We start from the raw sequence: 26,606 nt of genomic DNA on the forward strand, positions 1-26,606 counted from the left end.
GGCCTTACGGAGGAGGAGCTTCTGCCTCCACTCCCCTTCGGTTCGGAGCGACACCAACTGGGTTCATTTCTCGCTGACTTGTGACACTTTTCTTTCGTCCGCCCCGCCGGCCCGGCCGCGCGCCGCGGTGCGCAGGGCGAGCGCCGCCAGCGCCTCCGGGGCACCGGCCTGGCCGCGGATACCGGGAAAGGCATTGATGTCCACGATGAGGGGCGCACCGCCCCCGGCATCGAGCAGATCCACCCCGTAGACGTCCAGGCCGAAGACCTCGCCCACCTGGAGCGCGGCGGCGGTCCAGCCGGCGGGCAGCTCACCGACCGGCAGCGGCAGGTTCGGACCGCGGCCGTCGGGGGCCAGCTCCGAGCGGCGCAGCGCGGCGAAGAGCTGCCCGTCGACCACCCACAGCTTGTGGTCCCAGCCACTGTTCGGGGTGAAGTCCTGGACCACCACCGGCTCCTCGGCCCAGTCGGCGGCCAGTTCCCGCAGCCGTACGGCGCTGTCGGCGCGGGTCACCAGGTCCCGGCGGCGGCTGAACCGGCTCTTGATCACCAGCGGGCCGTCCGGGGCACCGGCCGCGGCCAGCTCCCCCAGGGTGGCCACGGCGCGGGTGGCCGCGAACGGCAGCCCCGCCGCGCGCGCCACCGCTGCCATCGCCACCCGGTCCTGGCACCGGGCGGTCGCCGCCGCCGAGTTGAGCACCGGTGCGCCGTGCTCCTCCAGGAGCGCGGCGAGCGCCAGCGCCCGGGGCGTCCGTGCCTTGAGGAGATAGACATCGGCGAGCGCGGAGAGGTCCGGGCCCGGCCCTGCGGCGCCCGGGTCCAGGGTTTCGACCCGGTGATCCGGCGTCAGCAGGCCGGTGACCGCGGCCAGCAGCGGATGCCCGGGGTCCGCGGTGAGCAGACAGATCCTCACCGGCCGCCGCCGATCGACGCCGCGGGCCTGGTGGGACGGGGCACGGGCGACGCGGTGAACGGGGGCGGCGGGGCGGCCGCCGCGCTCGTCCGCGCGGTGGACGGCGGGGCCGGGGCACCGGTCCGGCCGGCCGCCCGCGTGTCCGGTGCGTCCTCCCGTACGGACGTCTCTCCCCCGAACGCCTCCCGCCCCCGCGCCCCGTTCCGGGCCAGGTCCAGGACCGCGGCGGACACCCGGGCGACCGCGTCCGGCACCTGACGGAAGCTGGGGAAGTCATTGATGTCGACGACCACCGGGCCGTCCGGGCCGAGCAGGATGTCGACCCCGTAGAGGTCGAGGCCGAAGACGGCGCCTATCTCGGCGGTGATCCGGGCGACTTCGGGCGTCAGCGGCACCTGCCGTTCGCGTACCGCGTGTGCGGGGTGCAGCGGGGAGCACCGCTCGGTCGCGTACAGCTCACCGGCGACGCTGTAGACCTTCAGATCCGTACCGGAGTTGGGGACATAGGGCTGGGCGATCAGCAGCCCCCCGGCCGGTCCGTCCGGGCCGCCCGGCTCCAGCAGCCGGTCCGGCGTCGCCACCAGCCGCACGGCGCGCCCGGAACTGCCGTCCGCGGGCTTCACCACGAGCGGGAACTCCGCCTCGGCTATCTCCGCGAACTCCTCGGGACGGGCCGCCGCATACGTCACCGGGACCGGCAGCCCCTTGCTGCGGGCGATCACCGCGGCCAGCGCCTTGTCCCGTACGCCACGGATGGCCCGGACGTCGTTCACCGTGGTCAGCCCGACGGAAGCGGCCGCTTCCAGGAGCGTCAGGCCCGGACCGCCGGAGACGGTCTTGAGGACCCAGGCATCGTGGCTGCCGGCCCGGATCGCCTCGGATATCCGGATCAGCGAGCGGCCGGGCCACACCACGTCCACCTGGTGGTCCCAGGCGCGGAGTTGGTGGATCACCTCCAGCGGCATGCCGTCATGGCGGTACTGCTCCTCCACCAGGAAGCAGAGTCTCATCGGGCACCCTCGTCATCGCCGCACGTCCACCGACCGTCCGGCAGATCCATGACATACCAGGATCCCATGCGCGGCTCGCCGGGGTCGGTGCACCCACGCACCGGGCCCCGGCTCGCCCACGGGCGCACCCGACGGGCCGCCCCTGCCCGACTCCGACGCCTACGCCTACGCCTACGCCAGGAACGCCGTGGTGGCCGCCGCGAAGCGCCCGGGATCGTCGAGCCACGGGAAGTGCCCGGCGCCGGGCTGAACGACGAGGCGGGCGTGCGGGAACAGGTCGGTGAACTCCGCCATCGCAGGCGGCGGGGCGCCCAGGTCTACCTCACCGGCGAGCAGCAGCACCGGCCGCCCGAAGGCGGCGAGCGCCGCGCGGGTGGCCTCCGGGTCGAAGGCACCTTCGGCGCCGAAGACAGCCGCGGCCGCCGCGTTCCGCTGGCCGTCCTCCGCGGCCCGGTGCGACTGCGCCGCCGCGTCCCAACGCCCGTAGAAGAACGGCGCAATGCGCTCTCGGCAGTCGTCCGCCGGCTTGCCCGCGACGAGCGCCTCCAAGGCCGCGAACGCGGGGGCGAACCACGGCTCCTCGTGGCGGAGCCGCGCGGTCTCGCGCCGGAGGTCTCCGGTGATGACGAGCCCGACGGCCAGCACACTGGGCGTGATCAGCGCCATCTTGCCGACACGGTCGGGGTGGCGGCCCGCGTACAGCACCGCGAGATTCGCGCCGGCACTGTGCGCGAGCAGATCGACGCTTTCCAGGCCGAGGTGCTCGCGCAACGCCTCCACATCGTCGACGAGCCGGTCGCAGCGGTAGGAGGCCGGGTCCGCCGGTATCGCGGAGCCGCCGGTACCCCGCAGATCCAGCCTGATCAGCCGGTGGTGCGCGGCCAGACCGCCGAGGTCGCCGAGGTATGCGGAATCCTGCATCGGTCCCCCCGGCAGGCAGATCAGCGGGGGTCCGTCTCCGGACACGTGGTAGGCGAGCGTGGTTCCGTCATGCGCGGAGAAGGTGGGCATGGCGGCGACCTTGTCAGCGGCGTCCGTGCGGAGCAACTGGTTTCCGCTGCCCGCACGTCGGACGGCAAGGCCACCGCCCGGCCGCCGGAAACCGCCCGGTCGTCCCACGCCGCCGGACCGTCCCGCTCCGCCCACCGGAGCGGCCCCGTCCACCTCCGCTCCCGGTGTCGCTACCGTGAGGCGACGCAACGGAGCAGGACCGGGATGGACCGGGAGCAATCGGGAGGCCCAGTGACCCACAAGGCCGTGCCCTTCGACGACCTCGACCGCAAGATCGTTGCGGCGCTGATCGACAACGGCCGGGCGAGCTTCGCGGAGATCGGGACGGCGATCGGGCTGTCGTCCACCGCGGTGAAGCGGCGAGTGGACCGGATGCGGGAGAACAACGTGATCACGGGGTTCACCGCCACCGTCCGCCCGGCCGCGCTGGGCTGGCTGACCGAGGCGTATGTCGAGGTGTACTGCGACAGCGCGGCGCCGCCCCGCCGGCTCGCGGAGGTGGTGCGCAACCACCCGGAGATCGCGGCGGCGATGACGGTCACCGGGGGCGCGGATGCGCTGCTGCACGTCCGGGCGACCGATGTGGAGCACTTCGAGGAGGTGCTCGAACGCATCCGGACCGAGCCGTTCATCCGCAAGACGATCAGTTACATGGTGCTGTCCCATCTGCTGCCGGACAGCCCGGAGGCGGGCGCCCGGCAGTCCTCCGAAGGGACCGTCCGCTGAGGCGCCCGGTGCGCGCGGCCCGTCACAGCCGCCGCAGGCCCGGGCCACCGGCCGCACAAGCGGAATCCGGGACGAGAGCGCGCAGCAAAGCTGCGTGAGCGCGCGCATACACGCAGCATTACTGCGCCGCTCAGCAGCATTTGTTTCTTGTGGCCCGAATCCCTCGCTCCTTACCTTGGAAGCATTCGGGGTGACGCTCTGTGACCCCTGGTCACCCCGCATTGCCCGAGGAGCGAAGGGATCGTCCCGTGCCGATGAGTCGTGTGTCGCGCCCCCGGCGCTATCTGGTCTGCGAGCCCAGACACTTCGCCGTGCATTACGCGATCAACCCATGGATGCGGGCCGACGTGCCCGTGGACACCGCGCTCGCGGGGCGCCAGTGGGAGACGCTGATGGGCACCTACCGCGCCCATGGGCACACCGTGGAGACGGTGCCCCCGGTGCCCGGCCTGCCGGACATGGTGTTCGCGGCGAACTCCGCGCTGGTCGTGGGCGGCCGGGTCTTCGGCTCGCACTTCCACGCCCCGCAGCGGCGGCCGGAGTCCACGGAGTACGAGACCTGGTTCAAGGCGGCCGGCTACGACGTCTACCGGCCGGAGTCACCGTGCGAGGGCGAGGGCGATCTCGTCCCGGCCGGCCGCTTCATCCTGGCCGGCACCGGCTTTCGCACCACCCCGGCGGCGCACCGCGAGGTGCAGGAGTTCTTCGGCATGCCGACGATCGGCCTCCAGCTGGTGGACCCGTACTTCTACCACCTGGACACCGCGCTCTTCGTGCTCGACGAATCGCCGGAGACGGGCGAGGCGCATATCGCCTACTACCCCGAGGCGTTCTCGTCCGGCAGCCGTGAGGTGCTGCGGCGGCTGTTCCCCGACGCGGTGCTCGCCACCCGGGAGGACGCCATGGCCTTCGGCCTCAACTCCGTCTCCGACGGCCGCCATGTCTTCGTCGCCCCGCAGGCGACCGGCCTGATCGCTCAGCTCAGCGCGCACGGCTATGTCCCCGTCCCCGTCGACCTGTCGGAGTTCCACAAGGCCGGCGGCGGCATCAAGTGCTGCACCCAGGAGATCCGCTCATGACCGCTCCCACCCGTACCGTCCCGGCCCAGGCTCCCCGTTCGTCCGCGGAGCTCATCCAGGCCGAGAGCCCGGTGCTCGCGCACAACTACCACCCGCTTCCCGTGGTGGTCGCGCGCGCCGAAGGGGTCTGGGTCGAGGACGTCGAGGGGCGCCGCTACCTCGACATGCTGGCCGGCTATTCGGCGCTCAACTTCGGCCATCGCCATCCGGCCCTGATCGAGGCCGCGCACCGTCAGCTCGACCAGCTCACCCTCACCTCGCGGGCGTTCCACAACGACCGGCTCGCCGGTTTCGCCGAGGGCCTCGCCGAGCTGACCGGCCTGGACATGGTGCTGCCGATGAACACCGGCGCCGAGGCGGTGGAGAGCGGCATCAAGGTGGCCCGCAAGTGGGCGTACGACGTCAAGGGCGTCCCGGCGGACCGCGCGACGATCGTGGTGGCGGGCGGTAACTTCCACGGCCGGACGACCACCATCGTCGGCTTCTCCGACGACGACACCGCCCGGGTCGGCTTCGGCCCCTTCGCCCCCGGCTTCCGCACCGTCCCCTACAACGACCTCGCCGCGCTGGAGGCGGCCCTGGACGAGACGACGGCCGCCGTGCTGATCGAGCCCATCCAGGGCGAGGCGGGCGTCCTGATCCCCGACGACGGCTACCTCACCGGCGTACGCGAACTGACCCGGCGCAACGGCTGTCTGTTCATCGCCGACGAGATCCAGTCCGGGCTGGGCCGCACCGGCACCACCCTCGCGGTCGAGCACGAGTCCGTGGTGCCGGACATGCTGCTGCTCGGCAAGGCGCTCGGCGGCGGCATCGTCCCGGTCTCCGCGGTCGTCGCCCGCCGCGAGGTGCTCGGCGTGCTCGGCCCCGGCCAGCACGGCTCGACCTTCGGCGGCAACCCGCTGGCGGCGGCGGTCGGTTCGGCCGTGATCGAGCTGCTCGCCACCGGCGAGTTCCAGCGCCGCGCCGCCGAACTCGGTGCCGTACTCCGCGACGGCCTGGCCGCGCTGACCGGCAAGGGCGTGACCGGCTTCCGGGCCCGCGGCCTGTGGGCCGGTGTCGACATCGACCCCGCCCTGGGCACCGGCCGGGAGATCAGCGAACGCCTGCTGAAGGAAGGTGTGCTGGTCAAGGACACCCATGGCTCGACGATCCGGCTGGCCCCGCCGCTGACCATCACCGACGGGGAACTGACGTCGGCCCTGGGCAGCCTGGAGCGGGCGCTGGGCTGACCCGGCACCCGGCTCAGTTCGGCACGCACGGAGCGGCCGCGGCTCGTCCGAGCCGCGGCCGCTCCGCGTCCTGGGCCGTTGCCCGTGCGTCCGGCCCCTGTGGCCCCTAGAAGGAGCCGTTACGGTTGCGGATGTCGATGCACGCCTTGTGCGAGCTGCCCTTGAACCGCACGCAGAGATTCCCGTCGGACTGGATGCCCGGGACGGTGTGGCCGACGATCTCGCCGCCGGACCGCTTCGCCTTGAACGAGTAGGTGTAACCGTCCGGCTGGTAGAGGTAGACGGTCGCGGACTTCCGGCTCTTGGGCGGGTTGGTCCAGGAAGCGGTGACGTGACCGGGGTTGGCCGTCCCGTTCTGGCCGTCGGCCGCGATGCAGATCTGCGGACCCGACCAGTCATGGGTGCAGGCGTCCGCGGCGGCGTGCGCGGCCGGGGTGGTGGCGACGGCGCTCAGCGCGATCGTTCCGGCGACGGTCAGGGCGCGGAGCAGCTTCGAACGGGTCATGTGTGGGGGGAGTCCTCTCCTCGGAGTACGGGCGAAGACGCGAAAAATCCCGCCACGAATGGGGCGTGGCGGGCACCGCGTGCACGTAGTTGATCTTAGTCGATATTCGAACTCACGTGCCCTCAATTTCCCTTGTGCGGCACCCCGTTCGCACCGCCACACCCCGCCGCCTCGATGAGCACGGCGGCCGCGGTACGGGCCTGCCGGGCGGCGCCGGGCTCACCCATCAGCGCGGCCCCGGCGATCGCCCCGTCGATCAGCAGCACCAACTGCCGTGCCAACGCCTCCGGTTCGGCCACCGGCACCGCCCGCACCAGACCGGTCACATACGCCAGCAGCGCCTCCTTGTGCTCCCGCGCGACCCGGCCGACCCGGTCGGAGGTCGCCCCCAGCTCCCCGCACGCGTTGAGGAAGGCGCAGCCGCGGAAGCCGTCCTCCGCGAACCACTCGCCCAGCCAGTCGAAGACCGCGAGCGGCCGGCCCGCGGGGCCGTCGGCGTGCGCGTCGACGTACTCGGCGAGTGCGGTGCGCCAGCGGGTGTCGCGCCGGCGCAGGTAGGTCTCGACGAGGTCGTGCTTGGCGGGGAAGCACTGGTAGAGGCGCTTGAGCGACACCCCTGCGGCGGTGCGGAGTTCATCCATCCCCACGGACTGGATGCCGCGGTCGTAGAACAGCTTCTCCGCGGCGTCGAGTATCCGCGTACGGGCTTCGTCGAGGTCCATGGCACTTCCGGGGCTTTCCAGGAGAACGGTCGTTCTCTACACTAGCCGACCAAGAGAGAACGATCGTTCTCCGCTCTTGAGAAAGGGAGTCCGCCATGGCGCCACGCGCACCCTTCCCCCCGTTCGACGAGCCGGGCGCACGGCAGAAGGTGCAGGCGGCCGAGGACGCCTGGAACACCCGCGACCCGGAGCGGGTCGCCCTCGCCTACACCGAGGACTCGGTCTGGCGGAACCGCGACACCTTCCTCACCGGCCGCGACGAGATCGTCGCCTTCCTGCGCCGGAAGTGGGCCCGGGAGCTGGACTACGCCCTGCGCAAGGAGCTCTGGTCGTACAGCGGCAACCGGATCGCGGTGCGCTTCCAGTACGAGTGCCATGACGCGGCCGGGCAGTGGTGGCGCAGCTACGGCAACGAGCTGTGGGAGTTCGACGCGGACGGGCTGATGCGCCGCCGGGAGGCAGGAATCCACGACGTCGCGATCACGGAGGCGGACCGGCGCATCTTCGGACCACGGGCGGAGGAGGAGCGTGGCCACCCGCTTCCGTTCCGCTGACCGCCCGGCGCCGGACAACTCCCCCTGGGTAAAGGCTGGGAGAAGCCGCGAAACGTAGACAAGGCGGAGGTTTCGCCGCCCCTCGGCGTGGGAAGCAAGGAATCGACCGACCAATGGGCTGCCCATCCCTCCTCGGGGATGCGCGGCCCATCGCTTTTTTGCGACGTCGGGCCTGTGGTTGTGGCGCCCCGGAGCGGGATCTCCGGACGGCCCCCCACAGAAGGGGTCCACATGAGCACGAATCTCTTGGCACCGGCGCAGACTCTGCTGGAGCCGGCCACCTCGCCCGGCCCGGTGCGGGCAACGGCGGCGCCCGTGACGTTCCTGGCCGTCACGACGATCCCGGTCGGCAGCAACCCGGTCGGGCTGGCGTTCATCCCCAACGGCGACCTCTACGTCGCCAACTCCGGGTCGAGCAATGTGCAGACCATCGACACCGCCACGGACACCGTCATCGGCGCCGCGATCCCCACCGGCACCACACCGGCCTGGCTGACCGTCGCTCCCAACGGCAACGCCTACGTCCCCAACAACATCTCCAACAACGTGACGGTGATCGACACCGCCACCAGCACCGTCCTCACCACGATCGCGCTCAGCGGCGGGCCCGCCGCGGCGGCGGTCATCCCCAGCGGCAACGTCTACGTGAGCCGCTTCGGGGCGAACAGCGTGCAGGAGATCTCCACCGCCACCAACACCACCGTCGGCGCCGCGATCCCCACCGGCAGCGGCCCGGTCGGGATCGCGGTCGCCCCCAACGGCAAGGCCTATGTCGCCAACCGGAACGGCAACAGCGTGACGGTGATCGACACCAACACCGCCACCGTCGTCACCACGATCCCCGGCTTCAATCAGCCGAACTTCGTGGCGATCGGCCCCAGCGGGGACGCCTACGTCGCCAACATCGGGTCGAACAACGTGTCCGTGATCGACACGACCACGGACACGATCGCGACCACGATCCCCGTCGGCACCAACCCGTGGGGCATCACGGTCGGCCCCGACGGCAACGCCTACACGGCCAACCGCGGCTCGAACAACGTGTCGGTGATCGACACCACCACCAACACCACCATCGGCGCCCCGATCCCCGTCGGCAGCCAGCCGATCGCCCTGGTGGTCGCGCCCAACAACAAGGTCTACGTCACCAACATCGCCGGGGCCAGTGTCAGCGTCATCCAGTTCGACCCGACGATCAGCAGCATCACCCCCAACTCGGGGCCCGTCACGGGCGGCACGGTGGTGACGATCACCGGCACCAACCTGACCGGGGCGAGCGTCGACATCGGCGGCAACCCCGCGACCGGCGTGACCGTCAACGCCACCGGTACGCAGCTCACCGCGACCACTCCGCCCGGAGTGCCGGGGCCCGCGGACGTCACCGTCACCACCCCTGGCGGCAGCACCACTCTGGTGGGCGGCTTCACCTACTTCGTCCCCGTCCACGCCACCTCGCTGACCGCGACCCCGGCGCTGACGAAGCTGTTCCCGCCGCACGTGTACTTCCCGTTCCTGACGGCCACGCTGACCGACCAGGTCACCGGCCTTCCGGTGCCCAACCAGCCGATCCTGTTCAAGGCCGGCAGCAACGTCCTGGGCATCGCCAACACCGACGCCCAAGGCGTCGCCCGGGTGAACGAGACGCTCACCCTGACGCTCATCCTCCTCAACGGCGGCTACGAGGTCAGCTTCGCCGGCGCGGCCACCCCGACGGCCATCCTGTCGCCGTCCAGCGACACGGCACCGGTCATCGAGCCCTGATCCCGCCAGTTCACCGGCCTGACCACCCAGCGGCACCTACGGGAGCGCCCCCCGTACGTGCCCACCGCCGGCCCCCCGGAACCGGACGGCCAGGCTCCAGAAGTTCCCCCGGTCGATTTACCCAACTCCTTGGCAGGGAAGGGCAGTCGGCGTATCTTGGAATGACCGTTCCAAGATACGTGAGCGGGACCGAGCGACCCTGCGTTCCTTCCTCCGGTGACGGCGAAACGAGCAGCACAGCCATGCCCGACATCAAGCACTTCAACCCCGAGATCGTGCTCGACGAAGCGATCCAGGTCTTCTGGCGGCACGGGCTGCCGACGACCGGCATCCAGGCGCTGGTCAGCGCGACCGGAGTGAGCCGCTCCAGCCTCTATGCGACCTTCGGCAACAAGGACGGTCTCTACGCGGCGGCGCTGGACCGCTATATAGCGCAGCACTCGACACCGGCCTTCGCTCACCTGGCGCAGGCCTCCGCGGGGCTGACCTCGATAGAGGAGTTCTTCGCCGGGCTGATCGAGGTGCGCTGTTCCGGCCCGGTCGCCGGCTGGGGCTGCATGGTCACCAATGCCTACGCCGGCCCGGAGTGCGCCGACACCGGCATCCGCACACTGCTCGAAGACCACCACCACATGCTCCAGTCAGCCATGCGGGCGGCCCTGACCAACGCTGCCGACCTGGGGCAACTCCAGCCGTCCTGCGATCTCGACGCCTCCGCCGCCGTGCTGGCGACCCTCGCGTACGGCGTCAATCTGCGCTCCCGTGCCGGTGCCGACGCCCAGACACTGACCGACACGGTGGCCGCCGCCCTCGCGCCACTGCGCGCCCCTCTCACACCTCAGGAGCAACCCCCGCAATGAGCTACGCCGACGGACTCACCGCCTTCCTGCGCGAGCACTACCCCCACATCCAGATCCCCGACGCCGAGCGCGCGGTGATGGACCGGGCCGGCCGTGAGCTCGCCGCCTCCGGACTGGCCGAGCGCGCCCTGCGGACCGGAGACACCGCCCCGGGCTTCAGCCTCCCCACCTCGACCGGTCGCACCGTCACGCTGGACGGTCTGCTGTCGGCGGGCCCGGTCGTGCTCACCTTCTACCGCGGCGCCTGGTGCCCCTTCTGCAACTTCGCCCTGCGTCTCCTCCAGCAGCACCACGCCGATATCACCGCCCGCGGCGCCCAGTTGGTGGCCATATCGCCGCAGATCCCCGACGAGTCCCTCACCCTCGCCGAGAAGCACGCGCTCGCCTTCGACGTCCTCAGCGACCTCGGCTGCGACACCGCCAAGCAGTTCGGCCTCAGCTTCGACCTGCCCGACGACCTGGCCGTCGTCTACGAGTCCTTCGGCTTCGACCTCCAGCGGGTCAACGGCGGACATCCGCGCACCCTGCCCGTCCCCGCCACCTACGTCATCGACCAGGACGGCACCATCCGCTGGTCCTTCGTCGACACCGACTACACCGCCCGCGCCGAACCGTCCGACATCCTCGCCGCCCTCGACGCCCGCCCCACGGCGCACTGAAAGCACCGGCCGCCGGAAATTCCGCACCGCATTCGGCATTCGGTTCCCTTCTTTGCGGCATTCGGTTCCCTTCTTTACGAGAAATTGACGGGCCGAACCGATAGCCCAACTCGCCGCCCTCCCCCCGTAGGCCGCCGCGCAACGGAGCGCTAAGGTCGAATTTCCAGGAACGTAAACGGGGGAGGGCAGCCGCCGATGGCACAGGACGATGCCGTGATCGGCTGTACGGGAGTGCTTCTGATCGGCACTCGTGGGGCTGCCGGTCCCGGTGAGGTTCTGGTGCGGATCAGGGGCGGCTCCGAGGCCTTTCTCGCCTGGTCCGCCGAGCCCCTTCCGGTAGGGGCGACCGTGCTCGTCATCGAGTCCCGTGGCAGTCGCCAGGTCGACGTCATGGAGTGGGCCGATCCGTTGGACGCGTTGACCGGCGGTGCCGGCGACGCAGGCTGAGGAGACAAAGAATGTTCGGTTACCGCGTTCCTGCCCCCGATCAAGCCATGCTGATTTCGGGCGGCAGGCGTGGACAAGGGGGCGCGCCATTCCGAGTGGTGACCGGGCACGGCAAGTTCGTGCTGCCGGTCTTTCGCAAGGTCCGCTTTCTGACCCTGGCGATGTGTGAGGCGGAGGTCGCCGAAACCTGTGTGACCCGGCAGGGCATCGCGCTGACCGTCCGCGCCGTGATCGCGTTCAAGGTCGGCAACGACACCGAGAGCGTGGTCAACGCCGGTCAGCGGTTCCTGTCCGACCAGGACCAGATGTCGGTACTGACCGGCCGGATCTTCGCCGGTCATCTGCGCTCCATCATCGGTTCGATGACGGTCGAGGAGATCGTCACCGAGCGGCAGAAGCTGGCCACCGAGGTCCTGGAAACGTCCAAGACCGAGATGGCGAAGATCGGTCTGATCGTCGACTCGTTGCAGATCCAGTCGATCGACGACGGCGAGACCGGCTATATCGAGGCGATGTCCGCCCCGCACAAGGCCGCCATCCAGCGGCAGGCACAGATCGCCCAGGCCCAGGCCACCCAGGCTTCGGTCGAGGCGCAGCAGGAGGCCGCGCGTAATCAGGCCGAGTACTCCCGGCAGACCGCCGTGGTCCAGGCCGAGTACAACGCCGAGGTGGACCGCGCCCAGGCCCACGCCGCCCAGGCCGGCCCGCTCGCCCAGGCACACGCGCAGCAGGAAGTCCTCGCTGCCCAGACCGAACTCGCCGAGCGCGCGGCCCGGTTGCGGCAGCAGGAGCTGGTGGCCGAGGTGGTCAAGCCCGCCGAGGCGGAGGCCGAGCGGATCCGGCTGCTGGCGTTGGCCGAGGCCGAGCGGATGAAGATCCAGGCCGAGGCCGCCGCCTCGCACGACCGGGTGGCCCTGGACCGGATGCTCATCGACCAGCTCCCGCAGATCGTCAAGGAGGCCTCCGCGGGCCTGGCCAACGCCAACGTCAATGTCCTCAACGGCACCGACGGTCTCGGCGAGATCGCCGCCGGACTGGTCGGCCAGGGCCTGACCATCCTCGACTCGGTCCGCCGCAACCTCGGCACCCCCGACGGTCAGGACAGCAGCACCGACAAGAAAGGCGGCTCAGGAACGGCCAACGCCCACAGCGGCCGGGTCGGGATCGAGTAGCAGCAGCGAAGGGGCGGGGCGAAACGGGGACGCGGACGGGGGCAGGGGCAGAGAGGCAGAAGCCCGCCGAGGCTCCCTTACGAGGCGCGCCGCGCCCCGGCGCCCGCCACGTAAGGGCCGGCACCGCACCCCGCCCCCTCACACCCCGGCCCCCTCACATCCCACCCCGCCCCCCTCACATCCCCCGCCTCCGCTGTCGCTCCTCCTCCGTGTGCTTCCGGCGGGCGTAGGCCACCAGGTGGTTGAGGACGGCGACGGTGGTGGCGATGTCGGTGTCGTCGAATCCGGCGAGGGCCTCGTGGAGGCCGGCCTGGCTGGTTTGTTGCAGACGGTTGAGGACGGCCTTGCCATGCGGGGTGATCGCCACTTTGCGGGCGCGGCGGTCCAGGGAGTCCGGGGTCCGTTCGACCAGGTCCTGGGACTCCAACTGGCTGATCTGGCGGGTGACATGCGGCGGCTCGACCATCAGCAGGGCGGCCAGATCACCGACCCTGCTGATGCCTCCGCTGTCCTCCAGGGCCATCAGCAGCCACAGATCGGAGCGTGCCGCCGTGACGCCCGCCTCGGCCGCCTGGCGTTCGTGCGCCCGGGAGCGGGTGAGCAGGTAGGACAGCGTGGCCAGCACTCTTTGCAGGGCGACGGTGGGGTCCTGGTCTCTTCCGGGGTCCGGCATGCAGGCACTTTAGCGGCCCGCACGGTGCGGCGATCCGCCCCGTGACCTGCCCGTTCCGTAGGGGCGTCGGCTCGGTTTGAGCCAACCTCGTGCGCGCCACGTTCGCCCCTTCCCGCCCCCTCCAAGGGTGGGTTAGCGTAGAACAACTTAGTTGCTTAAGTTAGGTAACTAGCTGTCGCCGACAGTGATCGCCGCTGGTCACCGCGGCCGCCGAGCCGGCCGCCGAGTTCGTATGTCCCGTCAAGGAGTGGCGCCACCCGCACCGTTCGCCACGGCACTGCCGTGTCCCGATCGTGGAAGGACCAGCCGAATGACGACTACAGAACGCATCGAGTGGGAGCAGGACACCGGACCGAGCACCGGACCGAGCACCGGACCGGACACCGGTCGCTCCCCCATCGCCGTCCCCGGCGCACGGGCCACCGGCTGCCCCTTCGACCCGGCACCCGAGATCGCACGGGCCCACCGGGAGGAGCCGGTCACCCGGGCCACGCTGTGGGACGGCTCCTCCTGTTGGCTGGTGACCCGGCATCAGGACGTACGGGAGGTGCTCGGCGATCCGCGGTTCAGTGCGGATGCGACCCGCCCGGGATTCCCGTTCCTGACCGCCGGCGCACGTCAATTCGCCACCGGCAACCCGTCGTTCATCCGCCAGGACGACCCCGAGCACGCCCGGCTGCGACGGATGCTCACCGCCGACTTCATGGTGAAGAAGATGGCGGCGCTGCGCCCCGAGGTGCAGCGCATCGCCGACGAGCTGCTCGACCGGATGACCGAGGGGCGGCACGCGGCCGACCTGGTCGCGGAGTTCGCGCTGCCGCTGCCGTCACTGGTGATCTGTCTGCTGCTCGGTGTCCCCTACGACGATCACGAGTTCTTCCAGAAGCACAGCAGCGTGCTGCTCAGCCTGCGGTCGACGGCCGAGCAGGTACACGTCGCGCAGCAGGAGCTTCAGGACTTCCTGAGCCGGCTCGCCGAGTCCAAACGGCGTGAGCCCGATGACGGCATCGTCAGCCGGCTGGTCGCCCGCGGCGAACTCGATAACGCGGCCATCGCCTCCATGGGACGGCTGTTACTGGTCGCGGGCCATGAGACCACCGCCAACATGACCGCGCTGTCCACCCTCGCCCTGCTGCGCAACCCGGACCAGCTGGCGCGGCTGCGCGCGGAGCCCTCGCTGATCAAGGGGGCCGTCGAGGAGTTGCTGCGCTATCTGACGATCGTCCACAACGGTCTCCCGCGGATCGCCGACGAGGACGTCACCATCGGCGGCCGCACCATCCGCGCCGGCGAGGGGGTGCTGTGCGTGCTCAACACCGCCAACCGCGACGAGGAGATCTTCCCCGGGGGCGCCGCACTCGACGTCGGCCGCGATGCCCGCCGTCATATCGCCTTCGGCTTCGGCGTCCACCAGTGCCTGGGCCAGCCGCTGGCCCGGGTGGAGCTCCAGATCGCCCTCGAAACCCTGCTGCGCCGGCTGCCTAACCTGCGGCTCGACATTCCCTTCGAGGACATCCCGTTCCGTCATGACATGGGGATTTACGGGGTGCACGCGCTGCCCGTCGCGTGGTGAGCACCCGCGCACGGCAGTACCGCCCCGGCCCTTCCCGTCATCGCGTTCCATCCCTCATCCCGTTCCAGCCCGTCCGTCCACGGCCGTCACGGGCCGGCCGGCCCCTCTTGGAGAGAACCATGCGCGTACACATTGACCAGGACAAGTGCTGCGGCGCCGGAAGCTGTGTGCTGTCCGCGCCGGAGGTGTTCGACCAGCGCGAGGAGGACGGCATCGTGCTGCTGCTCGACGCCGAACCGCCGGCCGCGCTGCACGACGCGGTCCACGAGGCCGCGGCCATCTGCCCGGCCGCGGCGATCACGGTCGAGCAGACCGAGCAGGTCTAGCCGGCTTCTCCGGGCCCGCCCCGCCACGGCAGCCGTGATCGGGGCGGGGCCGGGCGCGGCCGCCAATCCCCCGAGGCCACCCGGCCGGACCGCCCCACGCCTGGGCCGCCCTACGTCTGGGGCGCCAGCCCGTCCTCCACCAGCCCGGCCAGCACCGCCTCGCCCAGCGCATGCACCGCGGACTGCGGGCGCACCATCACCGTGAACTCCTTGATCCGGCCCGCCTCGTCGAACTGAAGCAGGTCGATGCCGTGGATCTCCTTGCCGTTCACGGTGGCCCGGAAGATCAGGACGGTGGAGTCGGCGGAGCCGCCGTCCGGGCCCGCCGCCGTCTGTGCGCTGCCCGTCAGCTCGCCGACGTAGCGGAAGTCCTCGAAGGTGCGCAGCAGCACCCCGAACAGCCCGAGCACCATCGGCCGCCCCTCGAAGGGCGTGAACTTCACCGGGCTGTAGAGACGGACGTCCTCGGTGAACAGCTCCTCCACCGCGTCGAGTTCCTTTGCCTCCACCGCCACCTTGAAGCGGTCCGCGGTCGTCCCCATGACTCTTCCTCCTCGCCTCGGCCGGGCAGCGGTCCGAGCGGCCTCGGCCCCTACCCCGGCCGCGGCGATGGACCCCGCCCTCATAGTCGCGACTATGATTAGTCATATTCTTGAGTATGGGAAGGGGTGGCCGGACATGGCTCTCAGGCACGCGGTGCTGGCGGCGCTGCTGGACGGCGAGTACAGCGGCTATCAGCTGGCCAAGGCGTTCGATGCCGGGGTCGCCAATTTCTGGCACGCACTGCCGCAGCAGCTCTACGCGGAGCTGACCAAACTGGAGGCGGACGGGCTGGTCGCCGGCCGCCAGGTGATCCAGGAGACCCGGCCCAACAAGCGGCTGTTCCATGTCACCGAGGAGGGCCTGGCCGAGCTGGAGCGGTTCGCGGCGACCACGGCCAAGCCGTCGTTCATCCGCGACGATCTGCTGGTCAAGGTGCAGGCCGTGGACCGGATCGAGGCCGCGCCGGTGATCGAGCAACTGGCCGCGCGGGCCCGGACCGCCGCCGCCAAGGCCGAGATCCTCGAACAGCTGGCGGTGCGGCTGCGCGGCGGGCGGGACGAGGCGGAGTTCCTGGCGCACGGCACGCGGCTCGGCCCGTATCTGACCTGTCTGCGCGGTCTGTCCTTCGAACGGGAGACCCGCGACTGGTGCGAGCGGAGCGCCGATATCTTGCGGGCGCGGTACGACGGGGGGCAGCAGCCCTAGCGCCCCTGCCCAGCGCGGCGGAGGCGACCCGGCCCCCACCCGGCCCGGCCCGAACCCCGGACCCTGCCCCGAACAACCACCGAGGGATCGTTTCGCCGCAACTCCTTCGTGTGACGACGCACATCACCGGGCGGAAGGCCGGGAAGCACACATTCCGCACAGAACCGGAACGGAAGGAATGTCTGTATGCGTCTTCGTCACACCGCCGCCCTCGCCGTCAGCGCGCTCGCGCTCACCCTGTCCCTGCCCGCCTCCCCGGCGGGCGCGGCCACCGGCCCCTTCACCTACGTCTACACCGACCAGACCGGCACTCCGCATGTGGGGCTGCTGCCCGACCCGGTGAGCCGGGTATGCATCACCCTGCCCGAGGTGGCCGATCCGGCCGTACCGCCCGCGCACACCCCGAAGAACTACACCGCGTCCGTCGCCACGCTGTTCACGGGCGTCGACTGCACCGGCGACTACTTCACGCTCCGGCCGAACGGCGGCCATGGCTCGGAGCGGCTGAAGGTGCGGTCGGTGGTCTTCGCCTGATCCGACGCCGGCCGCCGGAGCGCACGGCCGGCGGCCGCCCCTCCCCCGGCCGGCCCCGGAGGGTGGTTCCGCCAGTGCTAGGCACACCATGCATATGTTGAAGGGGGCACTGGTCCGGGCGCGCGGAACGACGCAGGCTCGGTGGCATGACCCACACCTCTGTCTTCGCGTACGCCGCACCCGCCCCGAAAGCACCGCTGGAGCGGACCACGATTCCGCGCCGCGAGCTGGGTGCCCACGACATCCTGATCGACATCAAGTACGCCGGTATCTGCCACTCCGACATCCACACCGTGCGCGCCGAGTGGGGCGACGGCGGGGCCTTCCCGATCGTCCCCGGCCATGAGATCGCCGGTGTGGTCGCCGAGGTCGGCGCCGAGGTCACCCGCTACCGGGCGGGCGACCGGGTCGGCGTCGGCTGCTTCGTCGACTCCTGCCGGGAGTGCGCGAACTGCCGTGCCGGGCTTCAGCAGTACTGCACCGGCGAGCTCGGCAACGTCGGCACGTACAACGCCACCGGCCGGGACGGTGAGACCACCTACGGCGGCTACTCCACCCATATCGTCGTCGACGAGAACTACGCCCTGCGCATCCCCGAGAGCATCCCGCTGGACGCCGCGGCCCCGCTGCTGTGCGCCGGCATCACCCTCTACTCGCCGCTCGCCCACTGGCAGGCCGGCCCCGGCAAGAAGGTCGCGATCGTCGGCCTGGGCGGCCTCGGCCACATGGGCGTGAAGATCGCGCATGCGATGGGCGCGGAGGTCACCGTGCTGAGCCAGTCGCTGCGCAAGAAGGACGACGGTCTGCGGCTGGGCGCGGACCACTACCACGCGACATCCGACCCGGCGACCTTCGAGGAGCTGGCGGGCACCTTCGACCTGATCGTCAACACCGTCTCGGCCAACCTGGATCTGAACGCCTACCTCGGGCTGCTGCGCACCGACGGCACGCTGGTGCAGGTCGGCGCACCGGAGAATCCGCTGCCGGTCGCGCCGTTCGCGCTGATACCGCAGCGCAAGTCGATCGCCGGCTCGATGATCGGCGGCATCCCGGAGACCCAGGAGATGCTCGACTTCTGCGGGGAGCACGGGCTGGCCGCGGACATCGAGGTGATCGGCGCGGACCGGATCAACGAGGCGTACGAGCGGGTCCTGGCGAGCGATGTGCGCTACCGCTTCGTGATCGACACCGCGACGATCTGACGCCGTCGGGAGCTTTCCGCCCGGTCGCACCGCCGCCCGGGGTGGCCTGCCACGGGCCGCCCCGGGCGGGCGCGTGCGCGGCCTTCGGTGGACCGGGCGGCCCGCGTTCCGCCTCCCCGCATCGCAGCTCAATTGAAAATGGCATCCATTTCCATATAGCCTCCGACGACATCCGCCGGCGCACCGTGCCGGCACCCGCCCGTCCCGTAGGAGGCCCGCCCCATGGCCGTACCCAAGCGCAAGCTCTCCCGCAGCAACACCCGCCACCGCCGGGCCCAGTGGAAGGCCAGCACGCCCCAGCTGGTGCCGGTCACCGTCGACGGCTCCGTGTACCAGGTGCCGCGCCGCCTGGTGAAGGCCTACCGGCTCGGCCTGATCGATCCGAAGGGCTGACGGCCATGGCGCACCCCCGGCTGCCCGTCACCGTCCTCTCCGGTTTCCTCGGCGCCGGCAAGACGACCCTGCTCAACCACATCCTGGGCAACCGGGAGGGCCTGCGCGTCGCCGTCATCGTCAATGACATGAGCGAGATCAACATCGACGCCGCCCTGGTGCGCGGGGGCGACGCGGCCCTGTCCCGCACCGAGGAGCGGCTCGTCGAGATGACCAACGGGTGCATCTGCTGCACCCTGCGCGACGATCTGCTGGAGGAGGTCGACCGGCTGGCCCGCGAGGGGCGCTTCGACTATCTGCTGATCGAGTCCAGCGGCATCTCCGAACCGATGCCGGTCGCCGCGACCTTCGCCTTTCCGCGCGACGACGGCGCCACGCTCGGCGAGCTCGCGCGCCTGGACACCATGGTCACCGTCGTCGACGCGGCCGGTTTCCTGCCCGAACTCACCGGCGGCGACGGCCTCGCCGAACGCGGCCTCGACCAGTACGAGGACGACGAACGCACGGTCAGCGATCTCCTCATGGACCAGATCGAGTTCGCCGATGTCCTCGTGCTCAACAAGATCGACCTGGTCGACGCCGGGACCGCGGAACGCCTGCGGGCGACGCTGGCCCGGCTCAACCCGGCCGCCCGTATCGTCACGGCCCGGCACGGCGTGGTGGCACCCAACGAGGTGCTGGGCACCGGCCGCTTCGACCTGGAGCGCGCCCAGCAGGCGCCGGGCTGGGTACGGGAACTCAACGGCGACCATGTCCCGGAGACCGAGGAGTACGGCATCACCGGCACCGTGTTCCGCGCCGAGCGCCCCTTCCATCCGGCCCGCCTCTGGCACTTCGTCACCGAACAGCTCGACAGCGGCGCCTTCGGCAGCATCCTGCGCTCCAAGGGCTTCTTCCGGCTCGCCACCCGCCCCGGCGTCACCGGGCTGTGGTCCCAGGCCGGTTCGGTCGCCCGCTTCGAGCCGTCGGGCGTGGACGAGGGGCGTACGGAGTCGGGCCCGGCACACGGTGCGGAGCCGGGCCCGGCCGGTCAGGAGCTGGTGTTCATCGGCACCGGTCTGCGCGCCGCGCCGCTGCACACCGCGCTGACCGCCTGCCTCCTCGACCCCGACGAGCCCGCGCCCACGAGCGCCGACGACCCGTTCCCGGCCTGGGACGTCCACGGCACCGGGGATCTCTGCGACCACGAGAGTCCGGCGGACCACCCGGCGGTGCCGCTCACCGGCTGACGCGGCTACGGCCCGGCCACGCGCGCGGAGGCCGCGGCGCTCGCCGAGTACCGCGGGCTCGCGGAGCGGGTCACCGCCCAGCAGGAGGCGATGAGCGCGCAGTTGGCCGAGCTGGGCGACCGGGTCAAGGCCGTGGAGAAGCTGCTCCAGAGCGTGGGCTGAGGCCCGGCGGCGGGCGGGCGCGGGCCCGGCGGAAGATTTTTCGCGCCGCCCGGCAACCCCCGCCCCCGCCGCACGTCGTCAGGGGTGAGGGCGCCATCCGGCGCCGCCCCGTCGAAGAACGTGGAGCAGCCGACCGTGAAGTCCACCCGTACCGTCCGCACCACCTCCGCCGCCCGGCCGTCCGCCGCCCGCCCCCGTTTGCGCGGTGCGGCCGGCGCCGGAGTGGTCGCGGCGCTCGCCCTGGCCGCGCTGTCGGCCGGCACCGCGCACGCCGAGAACCACACGCCCCCGTCCCCGCGCCCGTCCCAGGCGACCCCGTCCGCGCAGCCGACCGACGGCAGTGCGCGGCCCACCCCCGGCACCAGCGTCACCCCGGAGCCCACCGCCCCGCCCTCCCCGGGCGCCCCGCAGCCCTCCGCCGGCCCGACGCAGCCGCCGCGTCCGAGCCACACCCCGCCGCACCCCGGCGCCGAGCCGTCCTCCCCCGGCAAGCCCACCCCCGCCAACGGGCAGGGAGGCGGGAAGGAACTCGCGCGCACCGGCGCCTCCGACACGACCACCATGGCGCTCGGCGGCGTCGCCGCGGCCCTGATCGCCGCGGGCGGCGGCACCGTCTACGCGGTCCGCCGCCGGCGCGGCTGAGCCACCGCACCAGGCCCCGCCGAAGGAAGCGATGGAGTACTCCGCCGCCCCGCACGCCCCGGTACGGTTCGCCCTGCCGGGGCGCCGGCCTGCCCTGTGGCGGTGGCTGCTGCGCACCGCCCGCGCGACGGCCGCCCACCGCGAAACCCCGCGCCCCGGCCACTCGCCCGTGCCGGCCGCGTACGGCCAACCCGTCGGCTCCCGGCCCCGGTTGCCGGACGGCGAGGGCGCCGCGCCACCCGAACCCGCGCCCACGATCAGCGAGCTGTACCACGCCCACCGGCTGACCATGGTCCGGCTGGCCGTGCTGCTCGTCGACGACCGGGCCACCGCGGAGGACGTCGTCCAGGACGCGTTCGCCGCGCTCTACAAGCGGCACGGCGAACAGCTCGACGAGGTCGACAACGCGCTCGCCTATCTGCGCACCGCGGTGGTCAACGCGGCCCGTTCGGTACTACGGCGCCGGCGGACCGCCCGTGACTACACCCCGCCCTTCGAGGCGGACGCGCCGTCCGCCGAGGAGCGGATCGTGCTGGACGAGGAGCACCGGGAGGTGTTCGCCGCGCTGAGCGGGCTAACCGCCCGCCGTCGGGAGGTGCTCGTACTGCGCTACTGGGGCGACCTGACGGAGGCGCAGATCGCGACGACACTGGGCATCAGCCGCGGCGCGGTGAAGTCCCTCGCCAGCCGCGCCCTGGACTCGCTGGAGAAGATCTTGGAGGCGCGGTCATGAACGGCCCCGGCACGGGATTCGGCCGCACCGGAGACGCCCCGGAGGACCGCCCGGGAGACGGCGGCGGTGTCGGACCCGGCGGCCCCGGCCCTGGATCCGGTCCCGGCCCCGGCCACGGCCTCGACCTCGGCCCCGGCCCCGGCCCCGACGGCATGGCGTCCGGGCGCCCCGTGGAGGACCGGCTGCGGCGGGCCTTCGCGGCCCGCGCCGAGAGCATCGGCATCCGGGATCTGCGGCCCGCCGCGCCCCCGCGACCCGCCGCGCGCCGCGGCCGGCTGCTCGGTCCGCGGCGGCCCTGGCTGCGCCGTTTCGGGCTGCCGCTGGCGGCGGCCGCCGCGGCCGCCGCCGTTGCGCTCGGCTATCTGGCGACCGCCCCCGACGGCCCGCCGGACCGGCCGCTGCCCGCGCGGCCGCCGCACTCCGTCGGCCCGTCACCGGACCCGACGCCTACGGAACCGGGCACCACGCCGTCGCCGAGCGAGTCGCGGACGGGCGGCCACCGGACCGCTGGTCCCTCCGGCTCATCGCCCGCCGCTCCCGACCCGTCCCGGCCGCCGCGGGATGCCCCCACGGCCCCCGCCACGGCCCAGCAGTCCGGCCGCCCGGACGGCCGGGCCTCCGGCACCAACCCGCCGCCCTCCACACCCCCGTCACCCACCCCCACCCCGGAAGGCGGCGACCGGAGCACCTCCCCCACCACGTCCGCGAGTTGAGGATGTTACGGACGGCCGCCACCGGCCCCGGGAGCACCGGCCCGGGCCCGCCGCCCCCGCACCCCGAGCGCCACCACGAGCAGCGTCCCGCCGGTGCACAGCAGCGCGAACAGATCACCGGTCCGGCTGTAGAGGGTGTCCGTCCGCGGCTGCACCGGCACCTCGGCGACCAGCGTCTGCCGGTCCGCGGTGAAGTAGTCCGCGAGGCCACGGATGCGGCCCTGGTGGTCCACCGCGGTGGCGACACCGTGCACGGACTGCCGGACCATGGCATAGCCGTACTCGACGGACCGGAAGACGGCCCGCTGGGCATGCAGCGACTCGAAGCCCGCCCAGTCGTTGGCGGGCACCATCATCAGGGCGGTGCCCTGGTCCGCCGCCCGCCGCATCAGCCCGGGGAAGTCGGCGTCGTAGCAGATCACCGTCGCCAGCCGCCCGTACGGCGAGCCGGTGACGGGTACCGCCCCCTTGCCGGGCGTCATCGGCTCCATCGGGGTGGGGTGCGTCTTGTCGTAGGTCCAGGCGACCTTCCCCTCCGGTGTCACCAGGGCGGCGACATTGCGCACATAGGGCGGCCGCGGGGTGTGCAGGGCGAAGGCGGTGTTGACGTAGACCTGGCGCTTGCGGGCGATCTCGGCGACCCGGCCGAGCAGCAGCTGCCGGTCGTCCGCCAACACCCGGGCCTGGGTCTCCGGCCACACCACGATCCGCGCACCGGCCCGCGCCTCCCGGTCAGTGGCCGCCACCAGATCGTCGGTCACCGGCGCCAGCGCGGCGCGCACCCGCCGCGGATCCGCCCGCACCAGATTCCGCGGCCGCCACAGCTCCTCCCCGGCCGTGTGCAGCGCCCGTTCGGTGGCCCGTTCCGCGGCACGGCCGGCGCTGATGCCCGCGACCCGTACGGTCTTCGTCGTCGGCGCGAAGGCCACCAGCCGTACGCCACCGGCCCCCAGCACCAGGGCCAGCACCCCCGCCCACACCACGACGCCGCGCCGGATCTCCCGCCACCGGAAACCGCGCCGCCACGCCCAGTGCGCGACCGAAGCCGTCCACGCCACCAGGAAGCTGACGCCGTACACACCGGCGACGGAGGCGAGTTGGACCAGCGGCAGAAAGCCGTGCTGGGTGAAGCCGAGCGCTCCGTAGTCGCCGAAGCCGGCCAGCCGCGTGAAGAGATACTCCCCGCAGACCAGCACCGCCGGAAAGACCAGCGTCGAGGACACCGAGCCGGAGCGCGCCGCGACCAGCCGGTCGGCGACGAACGGCAGTGTCTGCACCACCGCGAGCACCGCGAACACCGCCAGTACGGACGGCACGAACACCATCCCGGTCGAGATCAGCCACGCCAACTGGGCCAGGCCCAGCGCGTATCCGACCCGCAGCAGCCCGTGCCGGGCCGGCCGCAGCCGGGCGTAGCGCAGCAGAAAGACCGGAAACAGCCAGGCGGCCGCCGCGAGATGCCAGTTGCTGTGCACGGCGAGCACCAGCAGCGCGGTGCCCGTCCCCCACAGCCACCGCCCGGCCGCCCGTGCCCGCGCCGTCCGCTCCCTGCTTTCCCGCCCCTTCTCCGGGGCCTTTCCTGCCGACTTGCCCGCTCCCGCTCCCCCGCGCTCCCGTATGCCGAGCACACCGCTCTCCTCTCCCCGTACGCCTCGCTTGCCGCGTACCGGGACGCTAGGGGCGGCGGCCCCCTCGTCACCGCTGTCGTTCGGCAGGAACGACCCCCGACTTTCGTCCAGGGCCCGGGAGCGGCGGACCACCCAGCGGGGGCAGCCCGGCAGGCGTTAGCCATGCGTTAGTGGATCGCCAGCACCCGCGTCGAAGGTCGTGTACACGCCACCGTCCGGGGAGCACCACCTATGCCCATCACCGCCATCGCCACCATCCGCCGGGCCGCCACCGCAGCTCTCCTCGTCACCGCCACCCTGGCCCTGACGGCCGGCTGCCACGACGGCGCCGGCCCCAAGGCCGGGGACTCCGCCACGGCCGTGTCGCCGGCTCCCGTCCCGCCCTCAGCGCACGACGGCGGCGAGCCGCCCACCGGCCCGGACGGCCGGACCGCCTGCACCCCCGAGATGCTCAAGTTCCAGGCCGGCGCGATGCCGCGGCGGGCGCACCGCATGCTGCTGACCGTCACCAACTTCTCCGACCGGACCTGCACTTTCGCCGCCCAGCCCTTCCCCCTGCTGCACTTCGGCGACGACCGGCAGGCCCCGCTCCCGGCGATCGGGGCCAGCGAACCGCCGGCCGTGGTCTCCCTGGAGCCCAACCGGACCGCGTACGCCCTGATCACCACCTCCGCCGCCCACGGGCCGGACGGCACGCACCACCGGGGCAGAAAGGTCTCCCAGTTCGGCGTCGCCCTGTCGCCCCGGGCCACCCCCACCCAGGTCGGTCTGGACGGCCGCGCCCCGGTCCATGTCGACCCGCACACCGCCCGGGTCACGTACTGGCAGTCGAGCCTGGCGGCCACCCGGAAGTGGTGACGCCCGGACCCTTCCCCCGCTCCGGCGCCCGCCGCGGTAGGCCGTTCGGGTCGCATTCGGCCATATCCGCCGGACCTCAGCTCCCCAATGATCCAACTTTGCCGCCAATGATCCTTTTGCACTGCTGCGGCATGGCTGCGCCCGGTGCCGCTCGCCCGGTAGGCTTTCCGTGTGATCTTCAAGCGCATCGGAAACGGCCGGCCGTACCCGGACCACGGCCGGGAGAGCACCCGCCAGTGGGCGGACGTCGCCCCGCGCCCGGTACGCCTCGACCAGTTGGTGACGACCAAGCAGCAGCTCGATCTCGAAACGCTGCTCGCCGAGGACTCGACGTTCTACGGCGACCTCTTCGCGCATGTCGTGAAGTGGGAGGGCGACCTCTACCTGGAGGACGGGCTGCACCGCGCGGTGCGCGCGGCCCTTCAGCAGCGCCAGGTGCTGCACGCCCGCGTGCTCGAACTGGACTGACACCCCGGCCCGCGTCGCCCAACAGGCCGGAAATCGCCTTCAACCGCCCGTCAGCACCCAACCCACCCTGTCCGAATTGACCCTTTTGGGTTGGGTCTCGCACGACGCGTTGATCATCTAGTAGGCACGGACCTCCGCCCGCACTACGCTGCGCCCATGAGCATGCTGACGCCCCCAGGCATGGGCGGTAGGAAGTACCGCATCACGGGCGACAGGTATCCGCGGATGCGCCGTCCCCGCCACCGTCGCCGGATCGTTCTCACCCTCGTCGCCGCCGCCTGCGCCCTCGGCCTGGCCGGCTGGGGCACCCTGCAGCTCATCGACGTCTTCGGTGGCCGGGCCGGTACCGCCCACGCCGCCCAGGACAAACAGCACTGCCGGGACGGCGCCAAGACGGCGGCGGCCCAGGCGAAGACCGCCGCCCGGAAGCTGCCCGCGCCCGCCACCCTGACGGTCAATGTCTTCAACGCCACCCCGCGCTCCGGGCTCGCCAAGCGCACCGCCGATGAACTCCAGAAGCGCGGCTTCAAGATCGGCAAGGTGGGCAACGCCCCCGCCGCCTACGACAAGAAGATCAAGGGCGCCGGGATACTGCTCGGCCCCAAGGCGGCCGACGGACCGCTGAAGGTGCTCGCCACCCAGCTCGCCGGCGCCCAGCAGAAGACCGACGGCCGCAAGGGCGCCGAGCTCGACCTGATCATCGGCGACGCCTTCAAGGCACTGGCCACCCAGCAGGCCGCGACCAAGTCCCTGTCCCTGCTGACCCATCCGTCCCCGGCCCCCGCCGCCGACGCCAAGTGCTGACCGCATGAGCAAGGGCCCTGCACCAAGTGGTGCAGGGCCCGAACAATGAGCAGGTGAGAAAGGCGGGTCCGGTCAGCCGGCCGTGCCGTACATCCGGTCGCCCGCGTCGCCGAGGCCCGGCACGATGTAGCGGGCCTCGTTCAGCCGCTCGTCGACCGCCGCGGTGACCACCGTCACCGGCGTCCCGGCCAGCTCCTTCTCCATGACCTCGACGCCTTCCGGCGCGGCCAGCAGGCAGATCGCGGTGACGTCGTCCGCACCGCGCTTGATCAGCTCACGGATCGCCGCGACCAGCGTGCCGCCGGTGGCGAGCATCGGGTCGACGACGTACACCTGACGGCCCGAGAGGTCGTCGGGCATCCGCGTGGCGTAGGTGTGCGCCTCGTAGGTCTCTTCGTTGCGGACCATGCCCATGAAGCCGACCTCGGCGGTGGGCAGCAGCCGGACCATGCCGTCCAGCATGCCCAGACCGGCCCGCAGGATCGGCACGACCAGGGGGCGCGGGTGCGAGAGCCGCACACCGGTGGTCGCCGTCACCGGGGTCTCGATGTCGACCTGCTCGGTGCGCACATCGCGGGTGGCCTCGTACGCGAGCAGGGTGACCAGCTCGTCGGCGAGCCGCCGGAACGTGGGGGAGTCGGTGCGCTTGTCGCGCAGAGTGGTGAGTTTGTGCGCCACCAGCGGGTGGTCGACGACGTGGATCCGCATGACATCGACACTAACCGAGCCGGAAGGCCCCGGCGCCCGCCGTGCAGTGCCCGGCGGAAGCC

Annotated in this window: 31 protein-coding genes; 22 read left to right on the forward strand and 9 right to left on the reverse strand. The window is 71.9% G+C overall.

Features of this window, described 5'->3' with window-relative positions; translation table 11 throughout:
* Positions 1-63: 63 nt before the first annotated feature.
* The 3 genes from TU31_RS06705 to TU31_RS06715 form a co-directional block, all read right to left on the reverse strand.
* On the reverse strand, positions 64-912 hold the full coding sequence (locus tag TU31_RS06705; protein ID WP_042150655.1) for an ATP-grasp domain-containing protein: 849 nt from the start codon (positions 910-912) through the stop codon (positions 64-66).
* Entirely contained in the window at positions 909-1,922 is a 1,014-nt protein-coding gene (locus TU31_RS06710) for an ATP-grasp domain-containing protein (RefSeq protein WP_042150657.1), read from the reverse strand. The genes TU31_RS06705 and TU31_RS06710 overlap by 4 nt, the downstream gene beginning before the upstream one ends.
* A 171-nt stretch (positions 1,923-2,093) precedes the next feature.
* Positions 2,094-2,933: an alpha/beta fold hydrolase gene (locus TU31_RS06715; RefSeq protein ID WP_042151766.1), complete on the reverse strand. Its 840-nt coding sequence runs from the start codon at positions 2,931-2,933 to the stop codon at positions 2,094-2,096.
* A gap of 204 nt (positions 2,934-3,137) precedes the next feature.
* Between TU31_RS06715 and TU31_RS06720 the strand changes: the two genes are divergently transcribed.
* The 3 genes from TU31_RS06720 to rocD all read left to right on the forward strand — a co-directional run bounded on the left by TU31_RS06720 (position 3,138) and on the right by rocD (position 5,970).
* Positions 3,138-3,659, forward strand: coding sequence for an Lrp/AsnC family transcriptional regulator (locus TU31_RS06720; protein ID WP_107070632.1), 522 nt, complete (start codon positions 3,138-3,140; stop codon positions 3,657-3,659).
* A 254-nt stretch (positions 3,660-3,913) separates the two neighbouring features.
* Positions 3,914-4,738, forward strand: coding sequence for a dimethylargininase (gene ddaH / locus TU31_RS06725; protein WP_245698440.1), 825 nt, complete (start codon positions 3,914-3,916; stop codon positions 4,736-4,738).
* Complete coding sequence (rocD, locus tag TU31_RS06730) at positions 4,735-5,970, forward strand: ornithine--oxo-acid transaminase (protein ID WP_042150662.1); 1,236 nt, start codon at positions 4,735-4,737, stop codon at positions 5,968-5,970. Before ddaH ends, rocD begins: the two co-directional genes overlap by 4 nt.
* Positions 5,971-6,076: 106 nt before the next feature.
* Here the strand turns inward: rocD and TU31_RS06735 are convergent, their stop codons facing one another.
* Together TU31_RS06735 and TU31_RS06740 are read right to left on the reverse strand one after the other, a co-directional pair.
* Positions 6,077-6,475, reverse strand: a complete 399-nt coding sequence (locus tag TU31_RS06735; protein ID WP_042150663.1) for a hypothetical protein — start codon at positions 6,473-6,475, stop codon at positions 6,077-6,079.
* Between the two features lie 122 nt (positions 6,476-6,597).
* A complete protein-coding gene (locus TU31_RS06740) occupies positions 6,598-7,197 on the reverse strand; it encodes a TetR/AcrR family transcriptional regulator (protein ID WP_042150664.1) in 600 nt (199 codons plus the stop codon).
* 95 nt (positions 7,198-7,292) lie between these two features.
* Between TU31_RS06740 and TU31_RS06745 the strand changes: the two genes are divergently transcribed.
* The 6 genes from TU31_RS06745 (at position 7,293) to TU31_RS06770 (ending at position 12,650) form a co-directional block, all read left to right on the forward strand.
* Positions 7,293-7,751, forward strand: coding sequence for a nuclear transport factor 2 family protein (locus TU31_RS06745; protein ID WP_042150665.1), 459 nt, complete (start codon positions 7,293-7,295; stop codon positions 7,749-7,751).
* Positions 7,752-7,982: 231 nt separating this feature from the next.
* Positions 7,983-9,512, forward strand: a complete 1,530-nt coding sequence (locus tag TU31_RS06750) for an IPT/TIG domain-containing protein (RefSeq protein WP_052718837.1) — start codon at positions 7,983-7,985, stop codon at positions 9,510-9,512.
* Between the two features lie 242 nt (positions 9,513-9,754).
* Positions 9,755-10,372, forward strand: coding sequence for a TetR/AcrR family transcriptional regulator (locus tag TU31_RS06755; RefSeq protein ID WP_042150666.1), 618 nt, complete (start codon positions 9,755-9,757; stop codon positions 10,370-10,372).
* Positions 10,369-11,031, forward strand: coding sequence for a peroxiredoxin-like family protein (locus tag TU31_RS06760; RefSeq protein ID WP_042150668.1), 663 nt, complete (start codon positions 10,369-10,371; stop codon positions 11,029-11,031). Before TU31_RS06755 ends, TU31_RS06760 begins: the two co-directional genes overlap by 4 nt.
* Before the next feature lie 195 nt (positions 11,032-11,226).
* The gene (locus TU31_RS06765; RefSeq protein ID WP_042150670.1) at positions 11,227-11,478 is read left to right on the forward strand and encodes an NfeD C-terminal domain-containing protein; all 252 of its coding nucleotides are present in this window, start codon (positions 11,227-11,229) and stop codon (positions 11,476-11,478) included.
* 11 nt (positions 11,479-11,489) lie between these two features.
* Positions 11,490-12,650 carry a flotillin family protein gene (locus TU31_RS06770; protein ID WP_042150672.1) on the forward strand — a complete coding sequence of 387 codons (1,161 nt, stop codon included), beginning with the start codon at positions 11,490-11,492 and terminating at the stop codon, positions 12,648-12,650.
* A gap of 175 nt (positions 12,651-12,825) precedes the next feature.
* Here the strand turns inward: TU31_RS06770 and TU31_RS06775 are convergent, their stop codons facing one another.
* The gene (locus TU31_RS06775) at positions 12,826-13,323 is read right to left on the reverse strand and encodes a MarR family winged helix-turn-helix transcriptional regulator (protein ID WP_042150674.1); all 498 of its coding nucleotides are present in this window, start codon (positions 13,321-13,323) and stop codon (positions 12,826-12,828) included.
* 310 nt (positions 13,324-13,633) lie between these two features.
* On the opposite strand from TU31_RS06775, the gene TU31_RS06780 reads away from it, so the two are divergent.
* Positions 13,634-14,896, forward strand: a complete 1,263-nt coding sequence (locus tag TU31_RS06780) for a cytochrome P450 (RefSeq protein ID WP_245698441.1) — start codon at positions 13,634-13,636, stop codon at positions 14,894-14,896.
* A 119-nt stretch (positions 14,897-15,015) separates the two neighbouring features.
* On the forward strand, positions 15,016-15,222 hold the full coding sequence (locus TU31_RS06785) for a ferredoxin (protein ID WP_042150676.1): 207 nt from the start codon (positions 15,016-15,018) through the stop codon (positions 15,220-15,222).
* Between the two features lie 110 nt (positions 15,223-15,332).
* Here TU31_RS06785 and TU31_RS06790 read toward each other — a convergent pair whose 3' ends face one another.
* Positions 15,333-15,764 carry a nuclear transport factor 2 family protein gene (locus TU31_RS06790; RefSeq protein WP_042150678.1) on the reverse strand — a complete coding sequence of 144 codons (432 nt, stop codon included), beginning with the start codon at positions 15,762-15,764 and terminating at the stop codon, positions 15,333-15,335.
* Positions 15,765-15,900: 136 nt separating this feature from the next.
* Here TU31_RS06790 and TU31_RS06795 point away from each other — a divergent pair, with 136 nt between their 5' ends.
* The 8 genes from TU31_RS06795 to TU31_RS06835 all read left to right on the forward strand — a co-directional run bounded on the left by TU31_RS06795 (position 15,901) and on the right by TU31_RS06835 (position 22,078).
* The gene (locus tag TU31_RS06795; RefSeq protein ID WP_042150680.1) at positions 15,901-16,470 is read left to right on the forward strand and encodes a PadR family transcriptional regulator; all 570 of its coding nucleotides are present in this window, start codon (positions 15,901-15,903) and stop codon (positions 16,468-16,470) included.
* A gap of 186 nt (positions 16,471-16,656) precedes the next feature.
* Positions 16,657-17,004, forward strand: a complete 348-nt coding sequence (locus TU31_RS06800; RefSeq protein WP_042150682.1) for a hypothetical protein — start codon at positions 16,657-16,659, stop codon at positions 17,002-17,004.
* A 146-nt stretch (positions 17,005-17,150) separates the two neighbouring features.
* Positions 17,151-18,206, forward strand: a complete 1,056-nt coding sequence (locus TU31_RS06805; RefSeq protein WP_042150684.1) for an NAD(P)-dependent alcohol dehydrogenase — start codon at positions 17,151-17,153, stop codon at positions 18,204-18,206.
* A gap of 222 nt (positions 18,207-18,428) precedes the next feature.
* On the forward strand, positions 18,429-18,599 hold the full coding sequence (gene rpmF, locus TU31_RS06810) for a 50S ribosomal protein L32 (RefSeq protein ID WP_042150687.1): 171 nt from the start codon (positions 18,429-18,431) through the stop codon (positions 18,597-18,599).
* A gap of 5 nt (positions 18,600-18,604) precedes the next feature.
* Complete coding sequence (locus tag TU31_RS06815; protein ID WP_042150689.1) at positions 18,605-19,828, forward strand: GTP-binding protein; 1,224 nt, start codon at positions 18,605-18,607, stop codon at positions 19,826-19,828.
* Between the two features lie 297 nt (positions 19,829-20,125).
* Complete coding sequence (locus TU31_RS06825) at positions 20,126-20,632, forward strand: LPXTG cell wall anchor domain-containing protein (RefSeq protein WP_158894278.1); 507 nt, start codon at positions 20,126-20,128, stop codon at positions 20,630-20,632.
* Between the two features lie 31 nt (positions 20,633-20,663).
* Positions 20,664-21,365 carry an RNA polymerase sigma factor gene (locus tag TU31_RS06830; protein ID WP_042150693.1) on the forward strand — a complete coding sequence of 234 codons (702 nt, stop codon included), beginning with the start codon at positions 20,664-20,666 and terminating at the stop codon, positions 21,363-21,365.
* Positions 21,362-22,078, forward strand: coding sequence for a hypothetical protein (locus tag TU31_RS06835; protein ID WP_042150694.1), 717 nt, complete (start codon positions 21,362-21,364; stop codon positions 22,076-22,078). Before TU31_RS06830 ends, TU31_RS06835 begins: the two co-directional genes overlap by 4 nt.
* 5 nt (positions 22,079-22,083) lie before the next feature.
* On the opposite strand, the gene TU31_RS06840 is transcribed toward TU31_RS06835, so the two are convergent.
* Positions 22,084-23,706 carry an apolipoprotein N-acyltransferase gene (locus TU31_RS06840; protein ID WP_245698442.1) on the reverse strand — a complete coding sequence of 541 codons (1,623 nt, stop codon included), beginning with the start codon at positions 23,704-23,706 and terminating at the stop codon, positions 22,084-22,086.
* Positions 23,707-23,937: 231 nt separating this feature from the next.
* Between TU31_RS06840 and TU31_RS06845 the strand changes: the two genes are divergently transcribed.
* From TU31_RS06845 to TU31_RS06855, 3 genes are all read left to right on the forward strand, one after another.
* Complete coding sequence (locus TU31_RS06845) at positions 23,938-24,564, forward strand: DUF4232 domain-containing protein (RefSeq protein WP_042150696.1); 627 nt, start codon at positions 23,938-23,940, stop codon at positions 24,562-24,564.
* Between the two features lie 171 nt (positions 24,565-24,735).
* Positions 24,736-25,032: a type II toxin-antitoxin system VapB family antitoxin gene (locus TU31_RS06850; RefSeq protein ID WP_006604254.1), complete on the forward strand. Its 297-nt coding sequence runs from the start codon at positions 24,736-24,738 to the stop codon at positions 25,030-25,032.
* A gap of 156 nt (positions 25,033-25,188) precedes the next feature.
* A complete protein-coding gene (locus TU31_RS06855) occupies positions 25,189-25,836 on the forward strand; it encodes a LytR C-terminal domain-containing protein (RefSeq protein WP_078885590.1) in 648 nt (215 codons plus the stop codon).
* A 72-nt stretch (positions 25,837-25,908) separates the two neighbouring features.
* Here the strand turns inward: TU31_RS06855 and upp are convergent, their stop codons facing one another.
* A complete protein-coding gene (gene upp / locus TU31_RS06860) occupies positions 25,909-26,544 on the reverse strand; it encodes a uracil phosphoribosyltransferase (protein WP_018089855.1) in 636 nt (211 codons plus the stop codon).
* Positions 26,545-26,606: the final 62 nt, after the last annotated feature.

This window comes from Streptomyces lydicamycinicus, from assembly GCF_000829715.2.
GTDB lineage: Bacteria > Actinomycetota > Actinomycetes > Streptomycetales > Streptomycetaceae > Streptomyces > Streptomyces lydicamycinicus.